Annotated in this window: 18 protein-coding genes; 12 read left to right on the plus strand and 6 right to left on the minus strand. The window is 59.8% G+C overall.

The features are described 5' to 3' along the window. Window positions 1–66 precede the first annotated feature (66 nt). Both MQE22_RS11055 and MQE22_RS11060 read left to right on the plus strand, forming a co-directional pair. The gene (locus tag MQE22_RS11055; RefSeq protein WP_215885325.1) at window positions 67–1,530 is read left to right on the plus strand and encodes a Do family serine endopeptidase; all 1,464 of its coding nucleotides are present in this window, start codon (window positions 67–69) and stop codon (window positions 1,528–1,530) included. Between the two features lie 12 nt (window positions 1,531–1,542). Continuing rightward, window positions 1,543–2,697: a D-alanyl-D-alanine carboxypeptidase family protein gene (locus MQE22_RS11060; RefSeq protein ID WP_215871652.1), complete on the plus strand. Its 1,155-nt coding sequence runs from the start codon at window positions 1,543–1,545 to the stop codon at window positions 2,695–2,697. 45 nt (window positions 2,698–2,742) lie between these two features. Here MQE22_RS11060 and MQE22_RS11065 read toward each other — a convergent pair whose 3' ends face one another. Continuing rightward, window positions 2,743–4,155, minus strand: coding sequence for an APC family permease (locus tag MQE22_RS11065; RefSeq protein WP_215871653.1), 1,413 nt, complete (start codon window positions 4,153–4,155; stop codon window positions 2,743–2,745). 491 nt (window positions 4,156–4,646) lie between these two features. Here MQE22_RS11065 and rplU point away from each other — a divergent pair, with 491 nt between their 5' ends. From rplU to proB, 4 genes are read left to right on the plus strand one after another with little or no spacing between them, the layout of a single operon-like run. Further along, window positions 4,647–4,958 carry a 50S ribosomal protein L21 gene (gene rplU / locus MQE22_RS11070; RefSeq protein ID WP_215872922.1) on the plus strand — a complete coding sequence of 104 codons (312 nt, stop codon included), beginning with the start codon at window positions 4,647–4,649 and terminating at the stop codon, window positions 4,956–4,958. Between the two features lie 17 nt (window positions 4,959–4,975). Then, a complete protein-coding gene (gene rpmA / locus MQE22_RS11075) occupies window positions 4,976–5,233 on the plus strand; it encodes a 50S ribosomal protein L27 (RefSeq protein ID WP_215872921.1) in 258 nt (85 codons plus the stop codon). Between the two features lie 51 nt (window positions 5,234–5,284). Continuing rightward, window positions 5,285–6,412, plus strand: a complete 1,128-nt coding sequence (gene cgtA, locus MQE22_RS11080) for an Obg family GTPase CgtA (protein WP_215872920.1) — start codon at window positions 5,285–5,287, stop codon at window positions 6,410–6,412. Then, on the plus strand, window positions 6,409–7,533 hold the full coding sequence (gene proB / locus MQE22_RS11085) for a glutamate 5-kinase (protein ID WP_215872919.1): 1,125 nt from the start codon (window positions 6,409–6,411) through the stop codon (window positions 7,531–7,533). Before cgtA ends, proB begins: the two co-directional genes overlap by 4 nt. Window positions 7,534–7,540: 7 nt before the next feature. Here the strand turns inward: proB and MQE22_RS11090 are convergent, their stop codons facing one another. Continuing rightward, window positions 7,541–8,497: a cation diffusion facilitator family transporter gene (locus MQE22_RS11090; protein ID WP_215872918.1), complete on the minus strand. Its 957-nt coding sequence runs from the start codon at window positions 8,495–8,497 to the stop codon at window positions 7,541–7,543. A gap of 112 nt (window positions 8,498–8,609) precedes the next feature. Here MQE22_RS11090 and htpX point away from each other — a divergent pair, with 112 nt between their 5' ends. Then, window positions 8,610–9,488 carry a protease HtpX gene (gene htpX / locus MQE22_RS11095; RefSeq protein ID WP_215872917.1) on the plus strand — a complete coding sequence of 293 codons (879 nt, stop codon included), beginning with the start codon at window positions 8,610–8,612 and terminating at the stop codon, window positions 9,486–9,488. A 28-nt stretch (window positions 9,489–9,516) separates the two neighbouring features. Here htpX and fur read toward each other — a convergent pair whose 3' ends face one another. Further along, window positions 9,517–9,960, minus strand: a complete 444-nt coding sequence (fur, locus tag MQE22_RS11100) for a ferric iron uptake transcriptional regulator (protein WP_226827788.1) — start codon at window positions 9,958–9,960, stop codon at window positions 9,517–9,519. Between the two features lie 67 nt (window positions 9,961–10,027). On the opposite strand from fur, the gene MQE22_RS11105 reads away from it, so the two are divergent. After that, the gene (locus MQE22_RS11105) at window positions 10,028–10,363 is read left to right on the plus strand and encodes an outer membrane protein assembly factor BamE (RefSeq protein ID WP_215872915.1); all 336 of its coding nucleotides are present in this window, start codon (window positions 10,028–10,030) and stop codon (window positions 10,361–10,363) included. A gap of 8 nt (window positions 10,364–10,371) precedes the next feature. Here the strand turns inward: MQE22_RS11105 and MQE22_RS11110 are convergent, their stop codons facing one another. Then, window positions 10,372–10,827 carry a type II toxin-antitoxin system RatA family toxin gene (locus MQE22_RS11110; protein WP_215872914.1) on the minus strand — a complete coding sequence of 152 codons (456 nt, stop codon included), beginning with the start codon at window positions 10,825–10,827 and terminating at the stop codon, window positions 10,372–10,374. A gap of 13 nt (window positions 10,828–10,840) precedes the next feature. After that, window positions 10,841–11,983 carry a phospholipase D-like domain-containing protein gene (locus tag MQE22_RS11115; protein WP_215872913.1) on the minus strand — a complete coding sequence of 381 codons (1,143 nt, stop codon included), beginning with the start codon at window positions 11,981–11,983 and terminating at the stop codon, window positions 10,841–10,843. A 154-nt stretch (window positions 11,984–12,137) separates the two neighbouring features. Here MQE22_RS11115 and smpB point away from each other — a divergent pair, with 154 nt between their 5' ends. From smpB to MQE22_RS11135, 4 genes are read left to right on the plus strand one after another with little or no spacing between them, the layout of a single operon-like run. Further along, complete coding sequence (gene smpB / locus MQE22_RS11120; RefSeq protein WP_215872912.1) at window positions 12,138–12,602, plus strand: SsrA-binding protein SmpB; 465 nt, start codon at window positions 12,138–12,140, stop codon at window positions 12,600–12,602. After that, on the plus strand, window positions 12,595–14,250 hold the full coding sequence (locus MQE22_RS11125; RefSeq protein ID WP_215872911.1) for an ArnT family glycosyltransferase: 1,656 nt from the start codon (window positions 12,595–12,597) through the stop codon (window positions 14,248–14,250). Before smpB ends, MQE22_RS11125 begins: the two co-directional genes overlap by 8 nt. Continuing rightward, complete coding sequence (locus MQE22_RS11130) at window positions 14,240–14,863, plus strand: thioredoxin fold domain-containing protein (RefSeq protein ID WP_215872910.1); 624 nt, start codon at window positions 14,240–14,242, stop codon at window positions 14,861–14,863. Before MQE22_RS11125 ends, MQE22_RS11130 begins: the two co-directional genes overlap by 11 nt. Beyond that, a complete protein-coding gene (locus MQE22_RS11135; RefSeq protein WP_215872909.1) occupies window positions 14,836–15,345 on the plus strand; it encodes a disulfide bond formation protein B in 510 nt (169 codons plus the stop codon). Before MQE22_RS11130 ends, MQE22_RS11135 begins: the two co-directional genes overlap by 28 nt. Here the strand turns inward: MQE22_RS11135 and MQE22_RS11140 are convergent. Further along, window positions 15,326–16,198, minus strand: a complete 873-nt coding sequence (locus MQE22_RS11140; protein ID WP_215872908.1) for a fructosamine kinase family protein — start codon at window positions 16,196–16,198, stop codon at window positions 15,326–15,328. The genes MQE22_RS11135 and MQE22_RS11140 overlap by 20 nt on opposite strands. Window positions 16,199–16,201: the final 3 nt, after the last annotated feature.

Below are 16,201 nucleotides of genomic sequence, written 5' to 3' on the forward strand. Positions count from 1 at the left end.
ACCCGGGAACTTCCCTCGTAGCCTGCCCGTCATAGCTTTCGGTAAACAGAAAAGGAACAGCCGATTATGACCGCAAAATCTCGCAAAATGCTCCTCGCTGTCAGCAGCGCCGTATTTGCTTTGGGTCTGGGAGCCGTTGGTGTCTCCTTTGCCGCCAACGAGGAAATGCCCATCCCCAAGCCAGTTCTGCATGCGCCGGGTCCAAAAATGGTACCGGTTCCAGATTTCACACCGATCGTCGACAAGTATGGCAATGCCATTGTCAAGATCGATGATTCCGATACCAAGGTAGTAGGTGGCCATCAGGGACAAAATCCGTTCCCGAAGAATTCCCCTTTCTATCAATTTTTCCGCAACTTTCCCGGCGCCCAGCCACCACAGAAAGAAAAGGAAGAGGCCCTTGGTTCGGGCTTTATCATTTCCCCCAACGGCTACATCGTCACCGCTGGTCATGTGGTGCGCGGCATGCATCACATCGTTGTCACTCTCACCAATCATCACGCGTACCCCGCCAAGGTCGTCGGTCTTTCGGTGCGTTATGACACGGCCCTGCTGAAGATCGACGCCCATGACCTGCCCACGGTAGAGTTGGGCAATTCCAAAGACCTCAAGGTCGGTCAATGGCTGCTGGCCATCGGCATGCCCTTTGGTTTTTATAACACCGTCACGCAAGGCGTAGTGAGCGCCCTGGATCGATCTTTGCCGCATGATGACGAATATATTCCCTTCATCCAGAGTGACGTGCCGATCAATCCAGGCAACTCCGGTGGTCCCATCTTCAATATGTCCGGCCAAGTGGTCGGTATCAACGATCAGATCTACACCAACGATGGTGGCTACATGGGCCTCTCGTTCAGCATCCCCATCAACACCGCCATGCGTGCAGTGGATGCCTTCCTTGCCCACAAAAAATTGCATTTTGGCTGGCTGGGCGTCGATGTACAAGAGGTCACGCCGCAAATGGCGCAGGCTCTGCATCTGAAAGAGCCGGTAGGGGCGCTGGTGGCCAACGTGGAGCCCGATGAAGCAGCAGCGAAAGCAGGACTGAAAACTGGCGATGTCATTGTCACCTATGATCACAAGCCGGTGTACAGTGTCGGTTCCCTGCCGCCGCTGGTGGGTGATACGCCGCCGGGGACAACGGTTCCCATCGGCATCCTGCGCAATGGCAAACCCGAGACCATCAATGCCTTCATTGGCACCATGCCGCAAAAAATGCGTCATGCGGAAATGGACAAGGTGGTGGATATTCATCGCCTGGGGCTGCGCGTGAGCGGCCTGGATGCGGCCGAGAAGAAGGCCCTGGGGATTCGGCATGGGGTCTTTATCGAGAGCGTCTATCCAGGACCTGCGGCAGAAATCGGCTTGCACGAGGGTATGGCAATTCAGGAGATCGATCAGCAACCCGTCGACAGCCCGGAACAGCTGGAGAGCATCGTCAAGGGTCTTCCGGCGCATCAGCCCATTTCCGTTCTGATTCGTCAGGGCCATAACAGTCTCTTTGTAGTCATCCATCTGCCCAAAAACTAAGGAAACCGACAGATGAATCCATCCCTGCGGCGCCTGCGGACGCCTCTGCTGGCGTTGTGCCTTTCTCCTCTGGGCGTCTCTCTGGCGCAAGCGGCGGACCTGCAGCCCCCACCGCCGACCATTCCCGACTGTAAAAGCTACGTGCTGATAGATTCTCGTACCGGCGCCATCATTGCCGAAAAGGATCCGGATCTGCAGTTGCCCCCCGCCAGTCTCACCAAGTTGATGACTGCCTATTTGACCTATGGCGCCCTCGCTGACGGACGTCTGCATTGGAACCAGCAGATCCCGGTCAGTACCGTAGCCTGGCACACTGGCGGTTCGAGCATGTTCATCCAGCCCAACCTGCCGGTTACCGTCAGCCAGCTCATGCACGGGCTGATCATCGATTCCGGCAATGACGCGGCCGTAGCCCTGGCCCAAGCCGTCGCCGGCAGTCGCGCCGCTTTTGTCGAGGAGATGAATGCCGAGGCCGAGAAAATGGGTCTCAAGGGGGCGCATTATACCGATGTCGATGGTCTACCCGATCCTGGCCTGCATCTTTCGGCCATGAACATTGCCATCATTTCTCGCAACCTGATCCAAAAGTATCCGCAGGTCATCGATATTTCCAGGATCAAATATTATCGCTACAACCACATCACCCAGCGCAGCTGGAATCCCGCCCTCTTTGGCCATCCGAGCATTGACGGACTGAAAACCGGTCATACCAATGCCGCTGGTCACTGCATGGACACCACCGCCATTCGCAATGGACGGCGCTTGATCGCTGTCGTCATGGGGGCGCCGAGTTGGCCCGCCGGCGTGAATGATGTCGTTGCCCTGCTCGACTATGGCTACACCTTTACCCACGACGTAGAAGCAGTGAAGGCAGGGACGGTGCTGGGCAAATACAGCGATCCACAACTGGATCCAGAGGACTTCGCAGTCAAGGCGGCAAGGGATATCTGGGTGACGGTACCGGCGGGAGAGCAAAAGGATCTGCAGCGCAGCGTCAGTTACGACAAGCTTGGCGGGCATGGGGTAGCCGCTGGTGCCATCGTGGGCCACCTACAGATCACCCTGCATGGCAAAGTGCTTGGCCAAACCCCGTTGGTGGCGGCCCAGGCTGCCAAACCTGCGGGCACCATCGGCACGCTCTGGCATCAAGCCGAGAACGCTCTATAACCTGAGGTCCTCTGCCTTGCCGATCGGGCGAAGGGTAAGCCAATCTCAGAGGGCTGTCGTCCCCAAGCGGTGCGCCTCTTCCTGAGATAGACGGCGCGCCCGCCACTTGGCATAGAGCAACGCGGGCACGATGGCTACCACCCAAAGCACCAAGGACCAGCCGAGCGGATAGGCGAGAGGAAAGAGCGATTCCCAAAGCACCCACCAGAAGAGCAGTGTTGCCACGATCGGCAAGAGAAAATGGAAGAAGATGCGACTGCCATGGGAGTCGCCGCCCGCCGGCAGACGCATCAAGGCAAGATTCATCAGGCTATGAGCGGTTACCAGGCCAATCAGGACGGCGGTTGTCATGACATTGAAGCCATTACTGGGCCCGAAAACCAGGCCGAACAGAATGGCGAGACCCAGTGCCAAAGCGGCAAGAAAGTTGATGGCCCCCTGGGGCGCACGTTGCCCATTCACCAGAGCGAAACGGGTATGCAGCAAGCGATCACGGGCAATGGCGAAGAGCACCCGTGCCGAACCATTCAGCAGGGCCAGGCCGTCGGCCATGGCGCTGTTGATGGCCAGGATTACTAAGGCTGCTGCACCCCAGAATCCAAGATATTTCTCGAAAACCACTACCCCCGGAGCGCCGTTGCTGGCAAAGCTGCGCATGTCGTGCATCCCCCAGCCCACGGTCAGGGCGTAAGCCGACAAGATCAGCGCAGCACCAACCAGGCTCAGGGAGACCAGCGCCGCCTTGCCAATCACGCGCCCATTCTGGGTGCGCACCCCCCGCGTCTCCTCGGCCAAGGGAGTGTGGCTACCAATGCCAATAAAACTGGTAATGGCAAAGATCATTCCCATTGCCACGCCTTTGAAGCCGACGTCTGCGGTGCTGAAGGGCGCCCACGGGTGGGCAGGCAGGGCGCGGCTGATGATGAACAGCGAACTGCCCACCAAAAACAGGATCTCTATCAGGCTGGTGATCGCCACCGTGCGAATGCTTGGGCGAATGCCGGCCACACTGAGCAGCCAGGGGACACCCACAAAGAACAGAATACTGGCAATCCAAAACCAGGACGGGAGCGCGAGGCCCAGGCTGCGCGCGAGGCCTGGCAGAAAGACACCACCTACATAAACCGGAATCGCTCCGACGCTCAGGGTTTGGTAGAAGATGACCATAAAACCCGTGACCAGCGCCGCCGGCGCTCCCAGTCCTGCCGAGACAAAACTGTAATAGCCGCCGGCTGAGGCCCGATGCTTGGTCAGGTGATAGATGGTGTTCACCTCGATGAACATCAGGATGAACGCTGCCAGATAAGAGAGCGGCATGGCTACCAAGGCGAAAGCGGCACCGGCAGTCATGAAAGCGACCACGTCGCAGGTCGGCGCCATGCCGGATATGCTCTGGCCCACCAGGCCCCAAAAGCTCACTACGTCCTGTTGTAACGCTCGGGATTCCGATTCAGACATGCTTTGCAGCCTGTTTTGCAACACGGTTGCATTACATGGTATCCCTTCGCGCACGATTGTCAACAGCACTATCGGCTTGAAAGTGGTGATAGTAGGTGCGTACTTTGGGTGAGTGGTTTTCCGGGGCCTACTGAGTAGCCACTTTAAGAAGAATTTCTACCCGATCATTAGCGTCTGACGCGCAAACAAACTGCGTCTGGCTTCAATGATTCTTGGGGCGACTCTGTCGCGCCCAGAGTTCGGCGTAGTGCCCGTTGGCCTGCAGCAACTGTTGATGATTGCCCATCTAAAGTCTGCTGGCAACGATTCGAATCGGACACTCGTTCCATCGTGGTGCAAAATCTGGCCACATGCCATATTCTGGTGCGCTGAGTGGGACATTTCCGTGCATGCGCAGAGGCACACAGGCGCTTGACGGAGGGAAGCTTTCTCCATATTATTCTGACCCTTTCCGGCGCCTCTCGCCGGCAGTCCCATTTGTGGAGGTTCTGATGTACGCGGTAGTCGAGAATGGCGGTAAGCAGTATCGAGTGGCAGTGGGTGACAAGCTGCGCTTGGAGAAGATGGAAGCCGAAGCTGGTAGCGAGCTGGTTCTCGACCGTGTACTGCTGCTCGGCGAAGGCGAAGAAGTGCAGGTGGGACAGCCGCTCGTCGCGGGTGCCAGTGTCAAAGTTACGGTGCTGAGCCAGGGGCGCGCCGACAAGATCCACATTTTCAAGATGCGTCGCCGTAAGCATTTCCGGAAGCGGCAGGGCCATCGTCAGTACTACACCGAAGTCCGCATCACCAGCATCGACGCGTAAATCCAGGAGCAACGAATATGGCACACAAGAAAGCAGGCGGTTCTTCGCGTAACGGACGCGACTCCGAGTCCAAGCGTCTGGGCGTCAAGCGCTACGGTGGGCAGGCGGTCATCGCCGGCAACATCATCATCCGCCAGCGGGGTACGCAGTATCATCCCGGCGCCAACGTCGGCATTGGCAAGGACCATACCCTCTTTGCTCTGAGCGATGGTGTGGTACAGTTTGAGCGCAAGGGTCCGCGTCAGGTACGCACCGTCAGCGTCATCAACGGCTAAAAACAGCCATCGGGAAAGCCCCGCCCCGGTTTAGCGGGGTGGGGTTTTTTCATGCAATTTCTCGACGAAGTCCGCATCGTGGTTGGCGCCGGCAATGGTGGCCACGGCTCTGTCAGCTTTCGTCGGGAGAAATTCATCCCCTTCGGCGGACCGGATGGCGGCGATGGTGGGCGGGGCGGTGACGTCTACCTCGTGGCCCAGGAGAACCTCAACACCCTCATCGATTTCCGTTACCAGCGGCGCTATCGTGCCGAAAACGGTCATGGTGGTGCCGGTCGACAGATGACGGGGCGGGCTGGGAAGGATCTGGAAATTGCCGTCCCCGTCGGCACGCTGGTTTATGACGAAGACACCCGTGAACTACTTGGCGATCTGCGCGAAAACCAGCAGCGCCTCCTGATCGCCAAGGGCGGACGCGGTGGGCATGGCAATCTCTGGTACAAGACCAGTGTCAACCGCGCACCCCGCCAGTTTGAAAAAGGTGGCATTGGGGAGGAGCGCAACCTGCGTCTGGAACTGCGCCTGCTTGCCGACGTCGGCCTGCTGGGCCTGCCCAATGCCGGCAAAAGTACCTTCATCCGCGCCGTCAGTGCTGCCAAACCCAAGGTTGCCAGTTACCCCTTCACCACCCTGCACCCGCAGCTTGGCGTGGTGCGCGTGGGGGAACACGAATCCTTTGTCCTCGCCGATATCCCCGGCCTGATTCCCGGTGCTGCCGAGGGTGCGGGCCTTGGCACCCGCTTTCTCCGCCATTTGCGCCGTACCCGGCTGCTACTGCACTTGGTCGACATCGCCCCCCTGGAAGAAAGTAATCCGGCACAAAGCGTCGCGGCCCTGGCGTCCGAGCTCGAGGCGTATAGCAGCGAACTAGCCAGCCGCCCGCGCTGGCTGATCGGCAATAAGGCCGATCTCCTGCCCCTCCCGGAGGCCGAACAACGCTTTCAGGCCATTTGTAAAGAGCTCGCTTGGGAGGGACCCGCATTTCTTGTCTCGGCGGCGACGGGCGCCGGCTGCAAGGAATTGACGCAAGCCATCTGGCGTGCTCTGCCGGAAATTCCTCCAGCCCCGGAACCCAGCGGTGCCATCGACTGGTACGACGAGGAAGATGCTGCCGAAGAGGGTGACTGGGACGAAGAGGATTGGGGCGACGCCGATTGGGAGGATGAGGAAGAGGAATGAGCCGCAGCGAACTCGCCGAAACCCGTCGTTGGGTCGTCAAGATTGGCAGCAGTCTGCTCACTAATGATGGTAAGGGGCTGAACCATCCCGCCATTGCTGCCTGGGTTGCGCAGCTCAGCGAATTGCACTGCCAGGGACTGGAGCTGATCCTGGTCAGTTCCGGCGCCGTGGCAGCAGGCATGGAACGCCTCGGCTGGCAGACCCGCCCACGCGCTCTGGCCGAACTGCAGGCCGCCGCCAGCATTGGGCAGGCCGCCCTGGTCCAGGTCTATCAGGGATATCTGCAGACGGGCGGCATGATCGGTGCGCAAGTTCTCCTCACCCATGAAGATCTCCGCGACCGCCAGCGCTACCTCAGTGCCCGCGCCACCCTGCGCACCCTGCTGGAAATGGGAACTCTACCCATCATCAACGAAAATGACGCGGTCGCCAGCGCGGAACTGCGTTTTGGTGACAACGACACCCTCGCTGCTATGGTGAGCAATCTGCTGGAGGCCGATCTGCTGATCATCCTCACCGACCAGGCGGGCCTATACGAGGCCGATCCGCGCCAACACCCGGAGGCCCGACTTCTTCACGAAGTCCGCGCTGGCGACCCGCAGTTGCTGGCCATGGCTGGCGGCGCTGGCAGCAAGGTCGGAACCGGTGGCATGCGCAGCAAGGTAATGGCTGCAAGCCGAGCGGCACGCTCGGGTACCGCGACGATCGTTGCCAGCGGCCACGAAGCAGACGTGCTGCTGCGCCTGTACCGAGGGGCGCTACTGGGCACCCGTTTTCAGCCACAAATCCCTCGGCTTGCTGCGCGCAAGCGCTGGTTTGTGGGGCAGTTACGGCCCATGGGCACACTCCGGCTCGATGCTGGGGCGGCACGCGTCCTGCGCGAGAAAGGCTCCAGCCTGCTACCGGTAGGGGTGACGGCTGTCGAGGGAGAGTTTCAGTGTGGCGACCTGGTCTCCTGCCTGGATCCCGAAGGACAGGAGATCGCCCGCGGCCTGATCAATTTCGCCAGCGCCGAAGTGGCGGCCCGCTTGGGGAAAAACAGCGCCGAGATTACCGAGCTGTTTGGCGAGCAGGAGGCGGTGGAACTCATCCACCGCGACAACCTCGCCCTGCTCCCCTGAGGACGTTCTAGATGTGCCCTTCGGGGGCAAGTACACAGGAATGCGCGCTATCGCCGGTTTCCACCTGCAGGGTGGGATGATGGATCTGAAAGTGCTCTGCCAGCTCTTCGGCAAGCTCGTGCAAAAAATCGTCGCCGCGCGGCCCATCTGGCATTAACAGATGGGCTGTCAGGGCATTTTCACTGGTGCTCATGGCCCAGATGTGCAGATCGTGCACCTCCTGCACCCCGGGCTGGGCAAGGAGAAAATGCCGCACAGCAAGAGGATCGATCCCTCTGGGCACGGCATTGAGGGCAAGACCGACCGACTCCTGCAGCACGCCCCAGGTAAACCAGACAATAAAGGCACTGACCAGAATACTGGTGGCGGCATCAAGCCAGAGCCAGCCGGTGAACAGAATAGTAATGCCCGTGAATACGACCCCTAGCGACAGCGCGGCATCCCCCGCCATGTGCAGAAAGGCGGCGCGCAGATTGAGATCCTCTTTTTGCCCGGCGACGAAGAGGAGAGCCGTCGCGGTGTTGATGATCACACCGACGGCCGCCACGACGATGATATCCCAGGCGGCGACTGGCGCCGGGTGCATTAGGCGTAGGATGGCTTCCCAGACGATACCGCCGGTGACCAGGAGCAGAAACACCGAATTGCCCAAGGCCGACAGGATCGAGGCTCCGCGCAGGCCGTAGGTAAAGCGCAGGGAAGGAGAACGCTGCGCCAGCTTGCTTCCCCCCCAGGCCAGGAGCAGGCCAAAAACATCCGCAAAGTTGTGTCCGGCGTCTGCCAACAAGGCGAGGGAGTCTCCCAGAATGCCAAACGCAATCTCTACCAAAACGAAGGCAACGTTCAGAGCGATGCCGATGGCGAAGGCGCGACCAAAATTTGCTGGCGCATGGTGATGGTGGGCATGGTGACCATGCCCATGCGAATGGTGTTGGTGCTCCAAACCCTCTGCCGTGTGCTGCATTTCTCCTCCCCGAGATGGTATGTGTCGTAGTGTACGCATCGCTGCAGACGCTTGCACTCTCGGCGCAGAGCTGCGTTAATATTGGCAGAGCGTCTGCGCACGGAGTCAAATCATGAAGCGCGTCTTTTTGTTTCTGGCAACCAATCTTGCCATCCTGCTGATCCTCAGCATTTCCTGGACCATTCTCTCGCATCTCTTTGGCTTTGATCAGGCCAGAGCGGGAGTCCACCTGCCGACCCTGCTGATCTTTTCCTTGGTTTTTGGCTTTGGCGGTGCATTCATTTCCCTGCTGATGTCGAAGTGGATGGCCAAGCGCAGCGTCGGTGCCGAAGTCATCCAGCAGCCACGTAACCCCACCGAACAATGGCTGGTGCAGACCGTGCAGCGCCACGCGACTGCCGCCGGCATTGGCATGCCCGAAGTCGCGATCTATCCCTCGCCCGAGATCAACGCCTTTGCCACCGGTGCCAGTCGGAATCACGCCCTGGTTGCCGTCAGTACTGGCCTATTGCAGCAGATGAATGCCGATGAGGCAGAGGCCGTGCTCGGACATGAAATTGGGCACATCGCCAACGGCGACATGGTCACCCTTACCTTGATTCAGGGCGTGGTCAATACCTTCGTCATCTTCTTCGCCCGCATCATTGGCAATCTGGTAGACCGCGTGGTGTTTCGCAATGAAGAGGGCAATGGCATCGCCTACTGGATTACCACCATCGTCGCCGAAATGGTCCTTGGCGTGCTGGCCAGCATCATTGTCTTGTGGTTTTCCCGCCAGCGGGAATTTCGCGCCGATGCCGCCGGTGCCCGCTTTGCCGGGCGCAACAAGATGATCGCCGCCCTGGAACGCCTGCGCGCGTCCCACGAAGAAAGCCATCTACCCAAGGCCATGACGGCCTTCGGCATTCTCGGACATGGCGGCCTTTCGCGCCTGTTCATGAGTCATCCGCCCCTGGAGGAGCGTATTGCGGCCCTGCGCCAGCAGCGCTAGAAACGAGCCGTTATCAGAAGCAGGGGGTTCAGCTACCCTGCCCTTCCAGGGAGCAGACGCCCTTCTCTTGCATTCCTTTGCAGGTGCCGTAGAGAGAAAGGCTGTGGTCGGTGATGTGGAAGCCACGCTCGGCAGCGATCTGCAGCTGCCGGTTTTCCAGGGTTTGATCAAAAAACTCGAGGACTTTGCCACAGGCGGTACAGACCATGTGGTCGTGATGACCACTTTCATTGAGTTCAAAGACCGCGCGATCGCCTTCAAAATGGTGGCGACGCACCAGACCCGCCATCTCGAACTGGGTCATGACGCGGTAGACGGTGGCCAGGCCCACCTCTTCTCCGGCATCGAGCAGCTGCCGGTAGACCTCCTCCGCTGTCAGATGGCGCGTATCGCTGGCCTCGAGAATCTGCAGGATCCGCAGGCGCGGCAGGGTGGCCTTCAGACCAGCCCGTTTCAGTTCTTCACTATTCATCCGTTCCAATGGCAAGTAGCGCGTTCTTTTAGTAGCATAGTGGCACCGTACGCCTAAGACAAGGATCATGCGCACATTCTCTTTTCTCGCGAGCACCCTCCTTCTCTGCACCACCCTGAGCGCCTGCAGTATTTATCGCGTCAATGTGCAGCAAGGTAACGTCGTCAGTCAGAAAGAACTGGCGCAAATCCACAAAGGCATGGACAAGGCCGAGGTCAGCGCGGTGTTGGGCGCGCCTTTACTACAGGATCCCTGGAGCTCCGATGAATGGGTCTACAGCTACAGTGACAAGCCTGCTTACGGCAGTACCACAGTGCGCAACGTCATCCTGCATTTCAGTCGGGACGGCAGCTTGCAAAGTATCAGCGGCGACGTAAAGGCACTCGCCGGCGAAAAGGGCTGACAAAGCGCTCAGCCTGGTTTTTTTGCCAGACGCGGGCTGCCATATACCTGCCGTGCCCGCTGTCCAAAGCGCTGCACCATGGTTTCGGCGGCCTGTTTGAAGATTGGCTCCAGGAATGCGCCGATGAGACGGCTGGCGAATTCAAAGCGCATGTCCAGGGTCACGCGTGTGCCACCCTCCACTGGCTCGAGTTGCCAGAGCCCTTCCAAAAAACGAAAGGGACCGTCGACCAGTCGCACCTCGGCCAGCTTGGGACGCTGGTAGCGGTTGCGCGTGGAAAAGGCTTTACCGAAAGAATTGTGGGCGATGCGGATCTCGGCCACCACTTCATCGCCACGATCCTGCAGGATACGGGTGGCGCCACACCAGGGCAGGAATTGCGGATAACTGCGAATATCTTCGACCAGGGCAAAAATCTCTTCGGCGCTGTAGGGCAACACCGCCGACTTGCGGATATGGTGCATCAAGCTCCTCGACTCAGTAGCGGCGCGAGCCCAGCGCCCGCGCCTGAATGCGACGATCGACCTGGGCCAGCAACCATTCCAGCGGACGTCGCCACCAGGACCGGCGTTGCCAGTGCTCCGCCGAAATTTCCCGAGAGCGGGCAAACTCGCGCAGAAACAGGGTACGCAGCGAGGCCAGGGGAAGCAGACCTTTTACTTCGAGATTGAGCTCGCGGTTGAACCAAAGGCTCAGAAAATCGAGATTGGCCGAACCGACCGCTCCCCACTGACCATCCACCAGAATGTACTTGGCGTGCAGAAAGCTTTCCTGATATTCATACACCCGCACGCGATGTCGCAACAGTTTTTGATAATACGCCTGAATGCCGAGGCGCAAAAGAGGATGATCGGTCACCCGGCCCGCCAGCAGCACGCGCACATCCACGCCACGACGCACGGCGCCATACAGGGCTGAGAGAACGATGGGATCGGGGTTGAAGTAGGGAGTAGCGATCCACAGACTCTCCCGCGCCGAGCGGAAGGCGGCGAGATAGCGCCGGCGGATCGTAAAGCGATCCGGTGGCGAACCCGCCAGCAAGCGTACTATAGCGTCTGCATGACGGTCTGGGGCTTCGCTGGGAGCGGCGCGCAACTCCTTGTGCGATAGTGGACGGTTTTTCAGAAACAGGCGACGGACCAGAGGCACGATCGGCCCGCGACAGGCAAAAAGCACATCGCGGTAGGGAAGCTGCCCCGGATCGCCGCGTAGCCAGGCATCGGCAAGGGCAAAACCGCCCACCGCCAACCATTGTTGGTCGATGAGCACAATGCGACGGTGACTGCGGCGCAGGCTCTTTTCCCAACCGCGCCAGCCGAGGCGGTGATACCATTCGAAAGTGCCACCGGCGGCACGCAATTTCTGAATCCAGCGCTCGGGAAATCCGCGACTACCCACCGCATCGAGACGCAGATGCACGAGCACACCATCGCGCGCCTTCGCGCAGAGGATGTCAAAAACTTCTTCCGGCCAATTGCCCGCCTGGAAGATATAGTTCTCGAAGAGAATTTCCTGTTCCGCAGAGCGCAGCTTTTCCACCAGATGGCGCGCAATGACTGGCATCTCCGTCAGCAGGGTCCAGTCCTCCGCCGGCAGCCAGGCCGGGTTACGCCGCGTCATCTCTCCCCTCCCCAATGTTCGGCATTGCTCAAACCTTCGCCGGGTCTTCCCGCTGGCAGTCTAACCCCAGGCACCCCGCAGGGGCTATGGCGCCTTGTGCGCTGCGCCGCGCTTTGCGCTAAGATCGCCCCTCTGATCCAGAGCTTGGGATGTCATGAGCAGCAGCACCATTGCCCTCAATCGTGAGGCGAGACATGAGTACTTTATCGAGGAGCGCTTCGAGGCCGGCATCGCCCTCGAAGGGTGGGAAGTAAAGTCCCTGCGCGCCGGACGCCTGCAGCTCAAGGACAGCTATGTGGTGATCAAAAACGGAGAGCTTTGGCTCCTGGGCGCGCATGTCAGCCCGCTACCCACTGCCAGCACCCACATCCAACCGGATCCGACCCGTACCCGCAAGTTGCTGATGCATCGTCTGGAAATCAATCGCCTGATTGGTGCCGTCGAGCGCAAAGGCTTTACCATCGTCCCTCTGGCGATGTACTGGAAGCAGGGGCGCGCCAAGACCGAGATCGCCCTGGTCAAGGGCAAACAGGCACACGACAAGCGCGCCACTCTGAAAGAACGCGAATGGCAGCGGGACAAGGCGCGCATTCTGAAAGGTGGCGCACGCGATGGCTAAGACGCAGAAGAACGGCGAGCACCATCTTCTCCATGCCCTGCTGCTCTTCGTCTTTGCCTTCTGGCTTTTTGCTTTCCATACCGGCGACGCGAGTCTTTGGGACATCGACGAGCCGAACAACGCCCAGTGTCTGAAGGAGATGATCGCCCACAACAACTACGTGGTGCCTACCTTCAATGGCCAGTTGCGACCGGACAAGCCTGTTCTCAATTACTGGTTGATGGACCTGGGAGTACGTGCCCTGGGCATGAATAGTTGGGGGCTGCGCATCGGTTCGGTGCTCATGGGCGCACTCCTCGTACTGTATTTGACGCTGACCCTGCGGCGTCTGCTTGGAGCACGCGCGGCTCTGCTCACTGGCCTGTTTACCGCCACCGCACTGCACAGTCAGATCATCTTTCGCGCCGCCGTCCCCGACCCCCTGGTCATCCTCTTTACTACCGTCGCTTTGCTGGCCTATCTGCGCGGCTACCTCTACCCGGAGGAACGGCGCTGGCAGTATCTCCTGTCCTATGCCGCCATGGCCCTGGGCACCCTCACGGAGGGACCGATCTTTTTCCTGCTGCCCGGCCTGATCATTGTCGTCTTTCTGCTGCTGCGCCGCGATTTGCCGCATCTGTGGCGGCAGGGGCAGCTGCGCTGGGGCCTGCCGATCTTTTTGCTGCTCACCCTGCCCTGGTACATTGCCGTGGGAATCGAGACCCACTGGCGCTGGGATCTGCTCTTCATTGCCCAGCAAAATGTAGCCCGCTACACCGGCGCCATGCAGGGACATCAAGGGCCCATCGTCTATTATCTGTTCACGACCTTCCTCGGCCTGCTACCCTGGTCAGTGTTTTTTCCCCAGATGTTCGCCACCTTGTGGTTGCAGCGGAAAGAGTATTTCCGTTCGCGCCCAGACCTGCTCTTCTTTGGGCTCTGGGCGGGGATCTGGATTGCTTTTTTCAGTCTGGGCGCGACCAAGTTGCCCAATTATGTCTGGGAGGCCTATCCGCCTCTACTCGCCCTCCTCGCCTGGCGCATGGACCTTGCCTTGAGTGGTGTCCACGCCTTTTGCGGGCGTGGCATCATCGCCTCATTGCTCGGCCTGGCGGCAATCGGCGGCATCCTGCTCGGGCTGGGCGCCACGCTGGTACCGCAAAGCTTGCCACCGCTCGGCTCGGTCGCCTATCTGGGCTTGCCCTATCTACTTGCCGCCGTCGTCGGCCTGTATTTTGTCTATCGGCAGCAATTCCTGGGCGTGATCGGCAGCCTGGGGGTAGGAGCCGTTGCCCTGGCCTTCTCTATGATTCTGCTGCTCATGCCCGGCCTCGATCACCTAAAGCCCTCGGTGACCATGGGAGAGATGGTGCACAGCATAGAGGGACAGCGGCCCTATGCCATCGCCACCTGGCAGTGGTGGGAGCCGAGCTTCCTGTTTTACGCCGGCCGCGGAGCGATGACTGCAACACAGATCCAGCAGCCCAAACAACAAATTCCGGCGATTCTGGCAGCCAGCCACGGACCTTTGTTTCTGGCCCTGCCGCAAAAAGATATCGTTGCACTGCGCCAGGAAATGACTGCTGGGGAGTCGGCAAAAATCCTCTATACTGGCTATGAGATGTACAGTCGTCAGAATATTTCTTTGGTGCGTATCGATGCGAAATAAATTCCTGCTTGCCTTCCTGCTGCTCCTCGGCAGCCTATTGCTTTTTCCCTTGCAGCCAGTACTGGCGCAAGACGCGGCGCCCCATGCAGCAGACCATGATCTGCAATTCTGGGATGCCCTCAGCCACTCCTATTACGTACAGGAGGGCTCACGAGGATCATTGGTCTACTTGTTTCTGGAGCCTGATTGTCCGTACTGTCATGTGCTCTATAACTGGCTGCAAAACCCCGTCAGTTCGGGCAAGCTCCGCCTGCGCGTCGTCATTATCGGTTTCCCGAACTCCTCCTCCAGTATGGGCAAAGCCGCGGCGATTCTCGGCGCCAAAGACCCTGTACAGGCGTTGAAGGAAAACGAGAAGGGCTTTGCTATCCACAATGGTGCGCCAGAGGGCGGCATTGCTCCTGCAAGCGCCGCCCTGATCCAGAAGCAGCTCGGCAAACTGCAGCGCAACTTCAACTTCTTGGCGGGGAAGGAGTCCCTACTCGATCCCCAGAGCGTCCAGCAATCGGGGGTAAGCACGCCCATGCTGGTCTATCGCAGTGGCAAGCAGGTGCAGTACGTCCTCGGCCTTCCCGACCATCAGCAATGGCAGCAGATCATCGACGGACCTTGAGCCTGGCATTGGCCAGCTTGGCGCTACTGCTTGGTCTGGCTGCCCTGGGTACGGTGCTGTACCTGCAATTCGCGGGTGATATTCAGCCTTGCAGTCTCTGCATTTATCAGCGCGTGGCGGATCTGGCGATGCTCTTGGCGATCAGCATCGGCTTTTTTGCCGGGCGACGCTGGCTCTGGTCTTTGGCTGCTTTGGCGGCACTCGGCGGGGCGGTACTGGCAGGATGGCAGTGGCATCTGGCAAATAGCGCGACGCGCAAGGTTCATGCCTGTGCAGCCATTCAGTTACTACCGCAAGAAAACTTTGCGTCCGGGAGCTTTGCTGGAACGTTGGCTGGCGCTCTGGCCGGGCAAGGGTCCTGCGCGATTGCCGGGCAGCAGCGCTTCTGGAACCTGCCGATCACCCACTGGAGCGTTACCGTATTTCTGCTCTGTGCGCTGTGCCTGCTGCTGGCGATTTTCTTCAGCGCCCGGCGGCGCTGAGGGCAGTCCGAGCTGCCGCCTGGGCCTGCCCCGCGTAGGAACGACCAAAAAGCAGCCAGTGGTTGAGCAGATGATAGAGTTGGTAGAGGGGACGCCGAACGGCATAGCCAGCGGCATCAAAAGCCGGCATGGCCAGGGCTTGATAACGTTGCCAGAACACTGCCGGTGGCTGGGCGAAGAGTTCCAGCATGGCAAGATCCATCTCCCGATCACAGACCGCTACAGCGGGATCGAAAAGCCAGACATCGCCATCGACCCCCGCGCCCCAATTCCCTGACCACAGGTCGCCGTGAGTGAGGGAACCTTGCGGGGCATGATTCTGCAGGATCTCGGGCAGAGCCGCCAAAAGATCCGCAAACAGCCTCGCCTCCTCGCGCTGCAGCTCCATCTGCGCGATTAGGACCTCCAAACGCTGCTCGCGCAAAAACTTCTGCCATTCTGCGGCGCTGGTTCCGTCCGTTAGGCGATTCTGCTGCCGCGTAGCGCCGAGAAAATTGTCGCGCGGCCAACCGAATTGCGGCCAGGCCGGGCTATGCAGAGCGGCCAGGACACCGCCCAGGGCGGCCCAGGCAGCATCGTCCTTGTGCGCGAAGGTCAATAACTGCAGGGCCAGGATGGTATCGCCGGACTCCTCCCAGACGCCATAGACGTGGGGCACCGGCACGCCCGCCGCCTGCAGGGCGCGTAGGCCGTCGGCTTCGGCTTCCGACTGGGTGCGCCCCTTCCCGATCTTGAGGAAAAGCGCCCGGTCGGCATTGTGTGCCCGATACATGCGAAAAAAATCACTCGCCCCACTGGCCTCTACCCGCCAGTCGCCGCACAGCTCTTGCTGCAAGCGACGCTCTACAGACATGGT

Origin of the sequence: Acidithiobacillus sp. YTS05 (genome assembly GCF_024396695.1) — a bacterium.
Classification (GTDB): Bacteria; Pseudomonadota; Gammaproteobacteria; order Acidithiobacillales; family Acidithiobacillaceae; genus Igneacidithiobacillus; species Igneacidithiobacillus copahuensis.